Source organism: Thalassolituus hydrocarboniclasticus (assembly GCF_025345565.1).
Lineage (GTDB): Bacteria > Pseudomonadota > Gammaproteobacteria > Pseudomonadales > Oceanobacteraceae > Venatoribacter > Venatoribacter hydrocarboniclasticus.
On sequence record NZ_CP054475.1, the window covers coordinates 2,729,769 to 2,743,948 of the forward strand.

General features: G+C 53.3%; 13 protein-coding genes and 1 riboswitch. Of the genes, 5 read left to right on the top strand and 8 right to left on the bottom strand.

Annotation, left to right across the window (positions count from 1 at the left end):
• Positions 1–65: 65 nt before the first annotated feature.
• From HUF19_RS12195 to alaC, 4 genes are all read right to left on the bottom strand, one after another.
• Positions 66–809 carry a substrate-binding periplasmic protein gene (locus HUF19_RS12195; RefSeq protein ID WP_260996881.1) on the bottom strand — a complete coding sequence of 248 codons (744 nt, stop codon included), beginning with the start codon at positions 807–809 and terminating at the stop codon, positions 66–68.
• Between the two features lie 9 nt (positions 810–818).
• On the bottom strand, positions 819–1,517 hold the full coding sequence (locus HUF19_RS12200; RefSeq protein WP_260996882.1) for a TorF family putative porin: 699 nt from the start codon (positions 1,515–1,517) through the stop codon (positions 819–821).
• A 434-nt stretch (positions 1,518–1,951) separates the two neighbouring features.
• Positions 1,952–3,250, bottom strand: coding sequence for a homoserine dehydrogenase (locus HUF19_RS12205; protein ID WP_260996883.1), 1,299 nt, complete (start codon positions 3,248–3,250; stop codon positions 1,952–1,954).
• Positions 3,251–3,287: 37 nt separating this feature from the next.
• A complete protein-coding gene (alaC, locus tag HUF19_RS12210; RefSeq protein WP_230330766.1) occupies positions 3,288–4,478 on the bottom strand; it encodes an alanine transaminase in 1,191 nt (396 codons plus the stop codon).
• Between the two features lie 174 nt (positions 4,479–4,652).
• On the opposite strand from alaC, the gene HUF19_RS12215 reads away from it, so the two are divergent.
• Complete coding sequence (locus HUF19_RS12215) at positions 4,653–5,165, top strand: glycine cleavage system transcriptional repressor (protein WP_260996884.1); 513 nt, start codon at positions 4,653–4,655, stop codon at positions 5,163–5,165.
• Positions 5,166–5,220: 55 nt separating this feature from the next.
• Here the strand turns inward: HUF19_RS12215 and HUF19_RS12220 are convergent, their stop codons facing one another.
• Positions 5,221–5,988 carry a sulfite exporter TauE/SafE family protein gene (locus HUF19_RS12220; protein ID WP_260996885.1) on the bottom strand — a complete coding sequence of 256 codons (768 nt, stop codon included), beginning with the start codon at positions 5,986–5,988 and terminating at the stop codon, positions 5,221–5,223.
• 52 nt (positions 5,989–6,040) lie between these two features.
• Positions 6,041–6,739 (bottom strand): pirin family protein, encoded by a 699-nt coding sequence (locus tag HUF19_RS12225; protein ID WP_260996886.1) that lies wholly within the window; start codon positions 6,737–6,739, stop codon positions 6,041–6,043.
• Between the two features lie 177 nt (positions 6,740–6,916).
• On the opposite strand from HUF19_RS12225, the gene HUF19_RS12230 reads away from it, so the two are divergent.
• Entirely contained in the window at positions 6,917–7,831 is a 915-nt protein-coding gene (locus HUF19_RS12230) for a DMT family transporter (RefSeq protein WP_260996887.1), read from the top strand.
• Between the two features lie 52 nt (positions 7,832–7,883).
• Here the strand turns inward: HUF19_RS12230 and HUF19_RS12235 are convergent, their stop codons facing one another.
• Positions 7,884–8,528, bottom strand: a complete 645-nt coding sequence (locus HUF19_RS12235) for a nitroreductase family protein (RefSeq protein WP_260996888.1) — start codon at positions 8,526–8,528, stop codon at positions 7,884–7,886.
• A gap of 149 nt (positions 8,529–8,677) precedes the next feature.
• Between HUF19_RS12235 and HUF19_RS12240 the strand changes: the two genes are divergently transcribed.
• From HUF19_RS12240 to metG, 3 genes are all read left to right on the top strand, one after another.
• A complete protein-coding gene (locus HUF19_RS12240; protein ID WP_260996889.1) occupies positions 8,678–9,586 on the top strand; it encodes a LysR family transcriptional regulator in 909 nt (302 codons plus the stop codon).
• Between the two features lie 204 nt (positions 9,587–9,790).
• Positions 9,791–9,905: riboswitch (guanidine-I (ykkC/yxkD leader) on the top strand.
• An 83-nt stretch (positions 9,906–9,988) separates the two neighbouring features.
• On the top strand, positions 9,989–11,050 hold the full coding sequence (locus HUF19_RS12245) for a putative urea ABC transporter substrate-binding protein (protein WP_260996890.1): 1,062 nt from the start codon (positions 9,989–9,991) through the stop codon (positions 11,048–11,050).
• Positions 11,051–11,189: 139 nt separating this feature from the next.
• Complete coding sequence (gene metG, locus HUF19_RS12250; protein WP_260996891.1) at positions 11,190–13,310, top strand: methionine--tRNA ligase; 2,121 nt, start codon at positions 11,190–11,192, stop codon at positions 13,308–13,310.
• 87 nt (positions 13,311–13,397) lie between these two features.
• On the opposite strand, the gene HUF19_RS12255 is transcribed toward metG, so the two are convergent.
• Entirely contained in the window at positions 13,398–13,820 is a 423-nt protein-coding gene (locus HUF19_RS12255) for a hypothetical protein (protein ID WP_260996892.1), read from the bottom strand.
• Positions 13,821–14,180 lie beyond the last annotated feature (360 nt).

Sequence of the window (14,180 nt, forward strand, 5' to 3'; positions counted from 1 at the left end):
ATCAATAAAAACGGGCCTTAATCAGGCCCGTTTTTATTGAAAGAAACACTCATTGTATGAGCGGTTTATTTTAATCCGGCCAGATAATCTGCCTGAATTTTTGCAGCATCGATCTTTTTCAGGCCTTTATTAAAAATATCGGCGATTGCCTGCTGGTTTTTCTTAAAACAGATAAAGAGTTTTTTATCTTCCAGAAGCTTGTCATTAAAACTGATTTTATCCTTCAGCTTGATAAGATCAGGGTCGGTCTTAACACTGTATTCCAACACATTTTTATCAATGACAGCGAGATCGATACGACTGAAGGCTGCTTTCTGAATATTGCTTTTATCGCTGATCACTTCACTGACTTTCAGCTGTCCTGCTGCCACCATATTGTCAAAGCCAGCAGTGTTGACATAATCCTGTACCACACCAATCCGATAAGATTTCAGATCCGCCAGCTCCGACCAGCTGACCGGTTTAGCCGCCGGCTGCACAAAACCCAGCGGTCCGCTGCCCATCTCAGCCGAGAAAATAAACTCCTGAGCAATGGATTCACTGTAATATTCAGGAAAATAGCCGGCGTATTTACTCTCCTGATCTTTAGCCAGATATACCGCCCGCCGCCAGGGATAAAAATCGACCACCAGCTTATAGCCCATGGCTGCAAAAGCCGCTCTGGCCACGGCAATACTGGCGCCCTGCTCTGCCATCTGCGGATCAGAATAAGGGGGCCAGCTGAGTGAGGTCAGGTACACCGTGTTCTCTGCACCGGATTGAGCAGAGAACAACAGTGTCATCAGTAAAGGCAGCAGCCAGCGTTTCATCAGAACGGTTTACTTCATCAGCTCAAAACTGCGTTTAACCGACAGTACGATGGTACTGTCGCCATTGTCGTTAAAGTCGTCGTCAATGGTCGTGGTCATCACCGTTCCTTTTATTTCAAAACCATGAAACATGCGGCTGACCGCAGCCTCAACATACTGATAGGCTGCTTCATTCTCATCCCAGGCCCAAACATCCTTATCACCGGATACACTGTGCGCAGCAGAAAATGCCAGGGTGTAATCACCAAGCGGCATACTGTGTGTCAGTTTAAAAATATTATGGTCGGTATCCAGACCAAAATATTCCGGTGCGTGATACCAGTAGAGGGTGGTATTGGCGTTAAAATACAGCCCGACATAGTACTCGCCATAATTATAATCATCGGAATAGCTGGCACCGTGATAGGTGTACTGGGCATAGCCAACATCAAAACCAAAGGCCGGATTGATATCGCGGTAATAGCCCAGATAATAATCCCACTCCAGATTGGTATCATCGTTACCGCCAAAATCGACATTACTGGCCCAGGTTCCGGCATATAAGCCGCTGGTGTGGCTGTAATTCAGTGCGCCCTGCAACGCTGGTCCTTTGTCTGTTTGTGACACACCGTTAAAACGATAATCGGACACAACTTCGATGTCCGCCGATACTGCAGCCAAAGAAGCTACAGGAGCAAAAGCGAGGGCAAACAATAAATGCTTTTTCATAATATTTCTCCGTCAGTGGTCAAAACCATGCTCTGCTGTTATTTGCAGATGCATTCATCGTTGACACCTGCGAATCAGACATTCGGCATTTCAGGTTGTGAGACACCGTAAGCAGAACGCACCCTGTCACTGACCATTGTGCTGACCATATCCACGTTTTTTAAAACCGGTACCGGCCTGCATAATGTTCTCCTGTTATCATTAAACGATAGTACAGGAGACTATCATCACCAGAATTCAGACAAGAAAGTATATTTTTCTCTGCAATACAGCCCACCATTATAAATGATGATAAATATCTCATTTAAATCCGTTGCTGATTTACATAAAACGTCAGATATTCGTTAAATATTTGTTACACAACGCGGACATTCTGCAGGCATAAAAAACGGAGCCGAAGCTCCGTTTTTTATATCTCAGCTGTCAGGCAAACCTCAGTTGAGGTGCTCCACACGAATGCGGGTCACATCACCCACGGTGCTGGACAGAGCTTCGATAGCAGCAATGGCTTCGTTCATCTGTTTTTCCACCACAACGTGGGTCAGCAGGATGATCTGCGCCAGCGCTTCGCCATCTTTTGGCTCTTTCTGGATGATGGCTTCGATATTGATGCCACGCTCACTCAGAATGCTGGCAACAGCCGCCAGTACACCGGTTTTGTCTTCCGCCTGAATACGCAGGTAGTAAGCGGTTTCCACTTCTTCCATCGGCAGTACCGCCACGTCTTCAATATCGTTGAAGGCGAGGTGATTAACGCTGGCTTCTGCCGGTGCGTCAAAGGTACGGGCCAGATCGATAATGTCGGCCACTACCGCAGAAGCGGTCGGGCCAGCACCGGCACCGGCACCAACATACAGCGTGTTACCAACAGCATCACCGTTAACCATCACAGCATTCAGCACGCCATCAACGGTCGCAATCGGACGCGCAACCGGAATCATGGTCGGATGAACACGCAGGTCGATACCTTTTTCAGTACGGCGGCTGACACCCAGATGCTTGATGCGGTAACCCAGCTCTTCGGCGTACTCAACGTCATCCGGAGTCACCTTGCTGATACCTTCGGTATAGCAACGGGCAAACTGCAGCGGGATACCGTAAGCAATCGACGACAGAATGGTCAGCTTGTGTGCCGCGTCGATACCTTCAACGTCGAAGGTCGGGTCGGCTTCGGCATAACCCAGCGCCTGAGCTTCAGCCAGTACATCGGCGAAGTCACGGCCTTTGTCGCGCATTTCGGTCAGGATAAAGTTACCGGTACCGTTAATGATGCCCGCCAGCCAGTTGATACGGTTGGCCGCCAGACCTTCACGGATCGCCTTAATGATCGGGATGCCGCCGGCAACCGCCGCTTCGTACATCACGCTCACGCCTTTGGCTTCCGCCGCGGCGAAGATTTCGTCACCGTGTACCGCAATCAGTGCTTTGTTGGCGGTAACCACGTGTTTACCATTGGCAATCGCGCCCAGCACCACGTCTTTGGCGATGGTGTAGCCACCGATCAGTTCAACAACAACATCGATCTCCGGGTTGTTGATAACGTCGTTCACGTCGGCGGTAACCGCCACAGCGCCGGTGTCCACATCCGGGTTCGGATGACGGGTAGCCACCTGCGCGATAATAATTTCACGACCCGCCCGGCGCGCGATGTCTTGTGCATTACGGGTCAGCACATTAAAAGTGCCGCCGCCAACTGTACCTAAACCACAGATACCTACTTTTACCGGTTTCAAGGTCGTTTCTCCTTAAGATATAGAGAGTATTAAGTTGTTAACCGCCAAAGCCATCGTTACGCAGCATCTGTTTAATGCCGCGCAGCGCCTGGCGGGTGCGCTGGTCATTCTCAATCAGGGCGAAGCGTACATGGTCATCGCCGTATTCGCCAAAGCCAATTCCCGGTGACACAGCCACCTTGGCCTCGGTCAGCAGCTTCTTGCTGAACTCGAGGGAGCCCATTTTACGATAAGCTTCAGGAATTTGCGCCCAGACAAACATGGTGGCTTTCGGCCATTTTACCGGCCAGCCCAGATCATTCAGCCCCTTGCAGAGTACATCCCGGCGGCTGCGGTACATCTCGCAGATATCGCTCACCACCGTCTGATCACCTTCCAGTGCGGCAATCGCTGCCACCTGAATAGGCGTGAATGTACCATAATCGAGGTAGGACTTAATCCTTGCCAGGGCATAAATCAGATCTTTATTGCCACAGCAGAAGCCAACCCGCCAGCCCGGCATGTTGTAGCTCTTCGACAGCGAGTAAAACTCCACCGCAATGTCTTTCGCACCTTCGACCTGCAGAATGGACGGCGGCTGGTAACCGTCAAACACAATATCGGCATAGGCCAGATCCTGCACCACCCAGATTTCATGCTCTTTACACATCGCCACCACCTTCTCGAAGAAGGCTAAATCGACACACTCGGCGGTCGGGTTGCCGGGAAAATTCAGCACCAGCATCTTCGGTCGTGGCCAGGTGGTTTTGATGGCTTTTTCCAGCTCATCGAAGAAATTCACATCCGGCGTCATCGGCACATGGCGGATATCGGCGCCGGCAATAACAAAACCATAAGGGTGAATCGGATAAGACGGATTCGGCACCAGCACGTTATCGCCCGGACCCAGAGTGGCCAGCGCCAGATGCGCCAGTCCTTCCTTCGAGCCGATGGTGGTAATCACCTCAGTTTCCGGATCGAGATCGACATTGAATTTGCGCTTATACCAGCTGGCCATGGCGCGGCGCAGACGCGGAATACCCTTCGACTGGCTGTAGCGATGGGTTCCGCCACGGGTCGCGGTTTCCACCAGCTTATCGACAATGTGTTTTGGCGTGTCCTGATCCGGGTTACCCATCGACATATCGACGATGTCCTCCCCCGCCGCTCGTGCCGCCATCTTCATTTCGCCGATCACATTGAAGACATAAGGAGGCAGGCGCTTAATGCGCGGGAAGTTAGTATCCATAACGGTGTCCTGATTCTCAGGTAATTAAAGGGACATCAAGGCTACTGTATCAACCGCAGGGGAACAACGATCAGTCGGCAGGAATTTGACCGGCACAGTACGTGCGGTAAATCGCATAAAGCTGTGTTAGTGTCAGAACGACAATCTGATTGCAGAAAAACATAAGGAAAAGCAATGGCAAACTTTCTTGTATTAACCGTTATTGCCGACGACAAACCCGGAATTGTTGAACAACTGTCAGCCACCATAGCCCGCAATGGCGGTAACTGGCTGGAAAGCCGTATGGCGCATATGGCAGGAAAATTTGCCGGGATTTTGCGGGTATCTATTGCCGCCGAACAAAGCAACAGCCTGATTGCCGAATTAAGCTCGCTCAGCTCACGCGGTATTCTGGTCAATGCCGAAACCGGCAGCGACAGCGAAGAAAACGACAGCCTCGACCTGACCCTGAATCTGGTCGGCAACGACCGTCCGGGCATCGTCAAAGAAGTGTCTCAGGCACTGGCAAAAATGGGCGTGAACGTACTGGAATTAACCACCGACTGCGGCACCGCCGAAATGTCTGCGGTGCCACTGTTCCGCGCCGAAGCCCTGCTGCGCGTACCACACAGTTTTGATACCGATATTCTGGCCAGTGCACTGGAAGCCATTTCCAATGACCTGATGGTAGAAATCCGTCTGGATTAATACTCCGGAAAGTGCCGTGCTGCACAGCGCTGCAGCACGGCCGGTATAAAAAGCATCAGCCAATAACGGCCTGTCCCAGCAGCCAGGCAGAGTTACCCGCCAGCAGCCACATCATCACTTTAAAAAACACATCGCCATCCATGCGTTTGCTTAACCAGCGACCAAGATAAACACCGGCAAAAGCCACCGGCACCAGAATCACGGTTAACCAGCCGATATCAAAATTCAGCAGCCCCAGCATGCCGTATGGCAATAATTTGATCGCATTCATCAGACCGATCGCGAGGGTTATCTGCGCCAGAAACGATTCCTTATTGAGCTTACCCAGTAAAAAATACGCCTGCAGCGGTGCCGCACCGGCATGAGCAAGAGTACTGCCCAAACCGGCGATGCTGCCCAGTAAACCACCCTGCAACGCCGACGCCTGCGCCGGTTGCTCTTGTCCGGCAGCCGCCATGCGCCGGCCGGCCAGCCAGGGCCAGCGCTTCTGCGCCAGCACCCAGAAACCGATCAGACCAATCAGCGCCTGTACGCCACGTTCGCTGACCACGCCCAGTAATAAGGTGCCCGCCGTGATGCCCAGCAGAATACCGGGCAACAGGGGCTTCACCAGCGCGAACGACAGGTAACGGCGGTAGACGCGCAGGGTCATAATGTCCATCAGCAGCAGAATCGGCAGCAGAATACCGATGGCCTGCTCACCGCCGATAAAAGGCGCCATCATCGGCACTGCCACCACACCGATACCACCACCAAAACCGGATTTGGCAATGCCGGTTAACAACACGCCGAGCACGGCAATCGCAACAAAGGTCAGATCCACAAAACTATCCCGTCAGGCGGAGCCTTATCTGTACCCTCAGATCCGGCGCCGGTTAAGGTAAATCGAACAACAAGGCCTCCGCCTGGCTGTCAGCGCTGAAGGTCAGCGCCTGTTCATGGCTGATACTCACGCCGTCACCGGCATGTAATATCAGCGTGTCATCGCCGGCCTGCAGTTGCAGCGGGCCGTTAATGGCATGCACATAATAGCGGCGCACCGGGTTCAGTATCTGCTCTGCGCTTTCTGCAGTCAGGCGCACGTGCAGCAGCTGCGCGTCCTGGCGGATACTGAGCGTGCCGTCGCGTCCGTCCGGCGTAATCACCGGCTGAATGGCCCGCTGGCGGGGAAAGCGCTTCTGCTGATAACCCGGCTCGGTATTCTGCTCATTGGGCTGAATCCAGATCTGCAGAAAATGCAGCGACTGGTCTGTCGCCGGATTAAATTCGCTGTGCATCACACCGCTGCCGGCCGACATCAGCTGAAACTCACCGGCCGGCAAATGCTCAACGTTGCCCATCGAGTCACGGTGAGCAATGGTGCCGTCCAGCACATAGCTGATGATTTCCATATTGCGGTGGCCGTGGGTATCGAAGCCTGCGCCCGGGGCAACCCGGTCGTCGTTGATAACCCGTAAAGCAGACACCCCCATATGCTGAGGGTCGTAATACTGGCCAAAAGAAAACGTATGCGAGCTGTTGAGCCAGCCAAAATTGGCCCGGCCACGTTCGCTGGCTGCGCGTAAGATTAACATGGTTCGCTCTCCTTCCGGGGTTATGGATGCAACACTCTTTTTCAGTGTCGCCGTAAAGCAGACACAGACTTCCGCCGAAGGCTGTGAAATACTGCTGCGCTTTTTTTGCTAAGCCTTTTTTCATGGCAAGCCGGTATGTATCCGGCAGCCCTACTGCCTGCGGGCCAGCGGTTTATTGTGTCTTCTACTTCCGAATCCGTATCCACAGACGATCAGCATCACGCCCAGCTGTTGCGCGCCGACCTGATTCTGCTTGGCGTTACCCTGCTGGCTGCTGTCAGCTGGATGTTTTCCAAAGAGGCGTTAAACGAATTTCCGCCGTTGCTGTTTATGGCCTGCCGCTTTAGCGCCGCCGGTCTGCTGCTGGCGATTCCCGGCCGCCGTGCGCTGGCCGCCTTACAGGCCCACGAATGGCGCGCTTCGGCCCTGGTCGGCCTGTTTTTCGGTGCCGCCATGAGCTTCTGGATCATGGGGCTGTTTAATGCTCACACCCTCGGCGAAGGCGCCTTTATTACCAGTCTGGCGGTGGTGCTGGTGCCTTTTATCAGCTGGCTGCTGTTCCGCGAGCGGCCGGCGAAAAGCATCTGGATTGCCCTGCCGCTGGCCATCGGCGGGCTGGCGCTGCTGTCGTTACGTCATGGTTTTACCCCTGACCCCGGCCAGCTGTTTTTCTTTGCCGCCGCCCTGCTTTTGTCACTCACCTTTATTCTCAACGGCCGTGCCGCGGCGCGTATTTCGGCACTGGCCCTGAGCGCTATCCAGCTGGTGCTGGTCGGCGTTGTGTCTTTTACCCTGTCGGCCATGTTTGAAGACTGGCCCGATACTTTTACCCCAACCATGTGGCTGTGGCTGATTCTGAGCGTGACCGTCGGCACCGCCGCACGCTTTCTGCTGCAGACCTATGCTCAGGGTCTGGCGTCACCCAGCCATGCTGCAGTGATTATGGTGCTGGAGCCGGTCTGGACCGCCATCATCGCCGCCTTCTGGTTTACCGAACGGATGGAAACAGCGCAGATTCTCGGCTGTACCCTGATTCTGCTGGCACTGCTGGCTAACCGCTGGAGTGCCATCAGCCGCTGGCTGAAGCGCTGAAGCGGGCGCACTGCCCGCTTTACCGGCCCGCTTTTCCCAACTTGTTTAGCAATTAATTACTCAGATCGTGCAGCTTACCCGGACGGCCATCCAGCACCGTCACTTCGCTCGCTGCCAGACGCGGCTTACGTGGCCAGTTACCGTCTTTGGCGTAACCCAGAGTCACCATCATGGCAACGCTGTAGCGCTCAGCAATGTTGAACACTTCTTTCGCTTTCGCGGTATCGAAGCCGATCATCGGCCCGGTGGCCATGCCCTTACCGGCCGCGGCCGTCATCAGGTTCATGGTCGCCATGCTGGCTGAGCGCAGTGCTTCATCGTGGGCTGCGGCTTTGTTATCGCCGTAGGCACCGTTTACCGCGCTGACAAAATAGTCGCGCACGCCTTCGTTGTAGATACCGGCATCGACACCACGCTGGGCGATATCCGGCATACGCTCATGGCCCTGTTCGTCAGCCAGCACCAGAATAACCACCGGCGCATCGGCCACTTTCTGCTGACCGTAGGCGATGTCTTTTAAGGTTTCTTTCGCCGCCTGATCGGTGACCACCAGATAGCGGGTATGCTGAATGTTAAAGGCCGTTGGCGCATGCTGGGCGTAATCCAGCAGCTCCAGTACTTCCGCCGTGCTGATGGCACGTTCGGTATCAAAGTAGTTCACAGAAGTACGCTGGCTCAGGGCATCAAATACGTTCATGGCGGCATCCTTAAATCGGGTATCGGTTCGGGTATTGGTTGTGGTGTTAGGGCTGTTAAGCAATGAGTGCAGTTTAAGTTCGCTTTATTCGATTAAAAATCTCATAATTTAACGCATAGCTTTCGATATTTACGAAAAGGTATTCAGCAATGAAAACAACCCTCGAACAGTGGCGCATGTTTAAAGCGGTGGTTGACCATGGCGGCTACGCTCAGGCGGCCGAGGCCATCTTCAAGAGTCAGTCGACCATCAGCTATGGCGTACACAAACTGCAGGAACAACTGGGCGTACAGCTTTTGGAAGTAGAAGGGCGCAAAGCGGTACTGACCGAGCACGGCCGTATTCTGTTACAGCGTGCCGAACAGTTGCTCGATCAGGCAGAGAATATCGATCAGGTTGCCAGCTCGCTTAATCAGGGCGTCGAGCCTGTTGTGCGTGCGGCCATCGACACTATTTACCCCAACGATGTGTTGTTTGATGTGTTTGAAGCTTTCTCGGCCGAGTACCCAGATACCCGTCTGGAGCTGGAAGAATTTGTGCTCAGTGGCGGCAACGAAATGCTGCTCGAAGACAGCATCGATATTCTGATTACCCCACAACTGCCCAGTGGCTGGAACGGCGAGCACGTACACCGCTCCTGCTTTCTGCCGGTCACCAGCCCGCAGCATCCGTTGCAACATCTGGGGCGCGAGGTCACCTACGATGACCTTACCGCTCACCGGCAGGTGGTGCTGCGCGACAGCAGCCGTAAACGCCGCAGCGAAGGTGGCTGGCTCGGTGCCCATCAGCGCTGGACCGTGACCCATACCAGCACCCGACTGAATATTGTCCGTCGCGGTCTGGGCTTTGCCTGGCTGCCGGAACTGCTGATTGCCGACGACCTGAAAAGCGGGGCCTTGCAGGTGATTCCCTTTGCTCAGGATGCGCGGCGCTACGTCGACCTTTATCTGGTGATGGCCCATGAAGAAAGCGCCGGCCCCGCCACCCGCGCCCTCGCCCGTCTGTTAGCCAACACTGATACCGGCTGCAAGGCTGCGCATAAAGCAGAAACCGAATAAGCGCCCCAGAATGCAGCGACCATCTGTTCAGCTAATCATCTGTGCACCCTTTTGGGGTGCAACTGACAGCAAAATCAGCAACTTAACACTCGCCAGCCTGCCGGATGCTGCAATTTTCAGGCTCCGGCAAAACTGGTACAGCCCTTGCTGAACCCTGATCAGTAACAGGAGATACTCGGCAACCGAATCCGGTTGGGATTCACAGAAATAGGTGGCTAGGGTTCCGGTTCTTTGCTGAAAAAGAACGTCTGGTCCGAGAGCAACCGACCTCAGCGTATTCACAGCGCAGGTTACACGGCGGGACAAAAGCCCGGGAGACCCACACGCGAATGCCAGCATCTGGCCGTTTCGCGCTGAGTTCTCCTGCCGTCTGATTTATGTGGATATCAAAGAGGAAGTCCTATGAAGCCGTTAAAACGTCTGCTCACCGCCAGCCTGGTCACCCTGGCCGCCCTTACCCCATTACACGCTCAGGCCAAAGACAGTTTCCGTCTGGCCTGGTCTATCTATGTTGGCTGGATGCCGTGGGATTACGCCGACAAGGCCGGCATCGTAAAAAAATGGGCCGATAAATACGGCATCGAGATCGAAGTGGTGCAGATCAACGATTACGTTGAATCCATCAACCAGTTTACCGCCGGTGAATTCGACGCCTGCGTAATGACCAATATGGATGCCCTGACCATTCCGGCCGCCAGCGGCGTCGACACCACCGCCTTAATCGTCGGTGACTTCTCCAACGGCAACGACGCTGTGATTCTGAAAGAAGGCACAAGCCTGAAAGACATCAAAGGCCTGCCGGTGAATCTGGTGGAGCTGTCGGTTTCCCATTATCTGCTGGCACGTGGTCTGGAAAGCGTAGGCATGAGCGAAAAAGACGTATCGGTGATCAACACCTCCGACGCCGATATGGTGGCGGCTTATGGCACCGGTGATGTTAAAGCCGTGGTCACCTGGAACCCGCTGGTGAGCGAAATTCTGGCGCAGCCAAACGCAACCTCCGTGTTTAATTCCTCACAGATTCCGGGTGAAATTATCGACACCACCATGGTCAACAGCGAAACCCTGGCCGCTAACCCTGCCTTCGCCAAAGCCCTGACCGGCGCCTGGTACGAAACCATGAGCATCATGGCGAAAGACGACGCCGAAGGTAAAAAAGCACGCAGCATGATGGCCGAAGCCTCAGGCACCGACCTGGCCGGTTACGATGCTCAGCTGGCCGCCACCAAAATGTTCTACGACGCACAAAAAGCCGTGGAATTTGTGAACAGCGCCGAGCTGCCAAAAACCATGGAATACGTGGCGAAATTCTCCTTCGACCACGGTCTGCTGGGTGATGGCGCCGCCGATGCCGGCTTTATCGGCATGGCCTTCCCGAATGGCAAAACCTTTGGCGATAAAGGTAATGTGAAACTGCGCTTTACCGACAGCTATATGAAGATGGCGGCTGAAGGAAAGCTGTGATGCCCGGCCATTGAGTATCAGGCGCTGCGCGGCAGAGTTTGCTGCCGCAGCGTTTTTAAGCCGTACCGCAGCCATCGCGGCCAGCGGCAAAAATCGCTACAATGCTGCCCTTTCTTTGAATAACCCGTAGCGAATTGTCATGACCGCACAGAATCCCCGCAAAATCCTCGTCACCAGCGCCCTGCCCTATGCCAATGGTTCCATTCACCTCGGCCACCTGCTGGAATACATTCAGACTGATATCTGGGTTCGGTTCCAGAAACTGCGTGGCAACGAATGCCACTATGTTTGCGCCGACGACGCCCACGGCACCGCCATCATGCTGCGCGCCGAAAAAGAAGGTATCAGCCCGGAAGAGCAGATTGCGCGGGTAAAGGCCGAGCACGAAGCGGATTTCGCCGGTTTCCAGATTGCGTTCGACAACTTCCACAGCACCCACAGCGAAGAAAACCGCCTGCTGTCAGAAGAAATCTACAAAGCCTGCCGTGACAAAGGCCATATCGCCATCCGCAGCATCAAGCAGCTGTACGATCCGGTTAAAGAGCTGTTTCTGGCCGACCGTTATATCAAAGGCGAGTGCCCTAAGTGTGGCGCCGCCGACCAGTACGGCGACAACTGCGAAGCCTGTGGCGCAACCTACACCCCAGCCGAGCTGAAAAACCCGTTCTCGGTTATTTCCGGTGCTACCCCGGTCGAAAAAGAATCTGAGCACTACTTCTTTAAACTGCCCGATTTTCAGGAATTTCTGCAGCAGTGGACCCGTTCCGGCACCCTGCAGGATGAAGTGGCCAACAAACTGGCCGAGTGGCTGGATTCCGGTCTGCAGGAGTGGGATATCTCCCGTGATGCGCCGTATTTCGGCTTCGAAATTCCGGATGCACCGAACAAGTTTTTCTACGTCTGGCTGGATGCCCCTATCGGTTATATGGCCAGCTTTAAAAACCTGTGTGACAAGCGCGGTGACCTCGACTTTAACGAGTACTGGAAAAAAGATTCCACCACCGAGCTGTATCACTTTATCGGTAAAGACATTATTAACTTCCATGCGCTGTTCTGGCCTTCCATGCTGAGCGCCGCGGAATACCGCACACCAACGGCGGTCAATGCTCACGGTTTCGTGACCGTGAACGGTTCTAAAATGTCGAAGTCGCGCGGTACCTTTATTAAGGCGCGTACTTTCCTGAATCATTTAAACCCGACCTATCTGCGTTACTACTTTGCCGCCAAACTGAGCTCCAGCGTCGATGATTTCGATTTAAATCTGGAAGATTTCGTGCAGCGCGTAAACGCCGATCTGGTCAACAAGCTGGTGAACATCGCCTCGCGTACCGGCAACTTTATTGCCAAAGCATCCGGCGAACTGAGCGCCACCTGCGCTGAACCGGAAATGTTGCAGCAATTTATTGATGCCGGCGACCAGATTGCCAGCCATTACGAAAAACGCGAATTTGGCCGCGCGATGAAAGACATCATGGCGTTGGCCGACCGTGCTAACGAATACATTCAGGAAAAAGCCCCGTGGGCAATGAATAAAGAAGAAGGCCGCCAGCAGGAAGTGCAGGAGGTCTGTTCCGTAGCCCTTAACCTGTTCCGTCAGCTGGTGACGTATCTGGCACCGGTACTGCCGGAAATTGCCGACAAAACCAAAGCATTCCTGAATCTGGACAGCCTTGACTGGGAAGCACGCCGCGAGATTCTGCTGAGCCACAAAATCAATAAATTCCAGCCGATGCTGGCCCGTGCTGAAATGGATAAAGTAACCGCCATTCTGGAAGAAACCAAAACCGAGCTGGCCAAAGAAAACGGTGAAGCTCCGGCGGCGGATAACAGTGCCGATAAAACCGCTGCGAAAAACGCCGAGAAAAAGGCCGATAAAAAAGCGAAGAATAAAGGACCAGAGCTGCGTGAAGACGGTAACGAAGTGATTGCCGACACCATCGAGTTCCCGGATTTCGCCAAAGTCGACCTGCGTATTGCCCGTATCGTTAAAGCCGAACATGTCGAAGGTGCAGAAAAACTGCTGCAGCTGACGCTGGATATCGGCAACGGCGAAACCCGCAACGTATTCTCCGGTATTAAATCGGCCTACAACCCGGAAGACCTGAACGGCAAGCTCACCGTGATGGTTGCCAACCTGGCGCCACGTAAAATGAAATTCGGCATGTCCGAAGGCATGGTACTGGCCGCAGGCCCGGGCGGTGAAGATATTTTCCTGCTCGAACCACACGACGGCGCCCAGCCGGGTATGCGCGTGATGTAAAAAAGCAGAAACATAAAAGCCGGGGTTTTACCCCGGCTTTTTATTGAGCGACTCTAGCGCTAAACCCGGCTTAACAGGCCTGTCACACTATTCACCACAGGGAAGATTAACAACATTCGTATTAATATCGTTTTCCAGCTCAACCCAGAAGTTAATACTCCATGCCTCGCGCTTCTTTCGAATAATATAAGATTTACCCTTTTCGGCTAAAAACTTCAAACAGCGTTCAGATTTAACCTTCCCCTGATAAAACCCTACGTCAATCTCAGTCAGGCCAGGTTCAATATAAGCACTTTCATAATAACCGTTAAAAAACCCACCGATAGAAACACCATCAACCGCATTAATATAAAGTTTCTCATCAAGCCCCTGAAAAATACCATGATCACGCTCTGAATCTGCTTTTAAATATACGGCATCTTCTTTCGCAAGCCCCGGAGGTGAATAAGCAGAATCAGCGATACATCCCAACAAAAATCCGGTTAAAAAAAACACACCCAACAACTTCATTCTTCACAGATCCTTTGATATTGCTAACGCCCGATTCAGCAGAATACTTTCCAATACTTATCAATTCAGTCACAGAGCATCAAGCAGGTCATCCTAAAGGCTGAAACAGGATAAATCCAGTTCATCCCCTCAGCCATATAGCCATTAAAGAATATTAAGGCACCTCTGAATAATTCAGTGCCCGCTTCGGCTTACTGAAAACGTTCAGATCAAGGCGCCACGTTGAAGGCATAGCGGGTTACGTCAAAACGTGGCAACACCGAGCTGGATTTTTCCAGCAAGCCCCGAAGGGCGTGGGCTGCAGAGCGTTTTGACGGTGTTGTCGATTTTATAAAGGACTCGCCATTCACTGCAATCGAC

What these genes read in the sequence shown, in the direction of transcription:
- HUF19_RS12235 (WP_260996888.1), bottom strand. Translation starts at nt 8,528, where the DNA reads ATGAACGTATTTGATGCCCTGAGCCAGCGTACTTCTGTGAACTACTTT.
- HUF19_RS12200 (WP_260996882.1), bottom strand. Translation starts at nt 1,517, where the DNA reads ATGAAAAAGCATTTATTGTTTGCCCTCGCTTTTGCTCCTGTAGCTTCT.
- HUF19_RS12215 (WP_260996884.1), top strand. Translation starts at nt 4,653, where the DNA reads ATGGCAAACTTTCTTGTATTAACCGTTATTGCCGACGACAAACCCGGA.
- alaC (WP_230330766.1), bottom strand. Translation starts at nt 4,478, where the DNA reads ATGGATACTAACTTCCCGCGCATTAAGCGCCTGCCTCCTTATGTCTTC.
- HUF19_RS12195 (WP_260996881.1), bottom strand. Translation starts at nt 809, where the DNA reads ATGAAACGCTGGCTGCTGCCTTTACTGATGACACTGTTGTTCTCTGCT.
- HUF19_RS12245 (WP_260996890.1), top strand. Translation starts at nt 9,989, where the DNA reads ATGAAGCCGTTAAAACGTCTGCTCACCGCCAGCCTGGTCACCCTGGCC.
- metG (WP_260996891.1), top strand. Translation starts at nt 11,190, where the DNA reads ATGACCGCACAGAATCCCCGCAAAATCCTCGTCACCAGCGCCCTGCCC.
- HUF19_RS12225 (WP_260996886.1), bottom strand. Translation starts at nt 6,739, where the DNA reads ATGTTAATCTTACGCGCAGCCAGCGAACGTGGCCGGGCCAATTTTGGC.
- HUF19_RS12255 (WP_260996892.1), bottom strand. Translation starts at nt 13,820, where the DNA reads ATGAAGTTGTTGGGTGTGTTTTTTTTAACCGGATTTTTGTTGGGATGT.
- HUF19_RS12240 (WP_260996889.1), top strand. Translation starts at nt 8,678, where the DNA reads ATGAAAACAACCCTCGAACAGTGGCGCATGTTTAAAGCGGTGGTTGAC.